Below are 527 nucleotides of genomic sequence, written 5' to 3' on the forward strand. Positions count from 1 at the left end.
AGGCAACGGCGGTCCGTGCCGACTTCTCCGACAAGAATCTCGGCATCGAAGAACTCCTGCTCGACCCGGTCTCCGGCGCTCTGCTGGAGACTCGGCTCATGGACAACGACGGCGCCCTCATGCTGGGAACCACCGTGCTCGAGCAAGGGCCACGCGACAGCGCCCCAGCTCCCGAGCCCCCGCTCTGCGGCCCGGGATCCGTACCCGAGAAGTCGTGCTGAGCCCGGCACGAGGTGAGCGCGCCCGACGACCAGGTTCGTCGGGCGCGCCGCCCGCCCCTCCAGGTCGACGTCGACCTTCACTCGGCGTGCTGCGCGAGACCGCGATCATCGTGATCAGCGCGCTCGTGCTGTCGTGGCTGATCAAGACGTTCCTCGTGCAGGCCTTCTAAATCCCGAGCGGGTCGATGGAGGACACGCTCGAGATCGGCGACCGGGTCATGGTCTCCCGCCTCGTGCCCGACGTCTTCGACGTCCACCGTGGCGACATCGTGGTGTTCAAGGACCCGGGCGGCTGGCTGCCGCCGT

At 68.3% G+C, this 527-nt stretch carries 1 protein-coding gene and 1 pseudogene; both read left to right on the forward strand.

From position 1 onward, the window contains the following. The coding region (locus AC1C2V_RS19735; protein ID WP_495391350.1) for a hypothetical protein at positions 1–221 on the forward strand (221 nt) is incomplete at its 5' end. A gap of 86 nt (positions 222–307) precedes the next feature. Continuing rightward, positions 308–527: pseudogene (gene lepB / locus AC1C2V_RS19740) on the forward strand (signal peptidase I); the annotation flags it as partial.

This window comes from Isoptericola sp. Y541 (assembly GCF_059445465.1).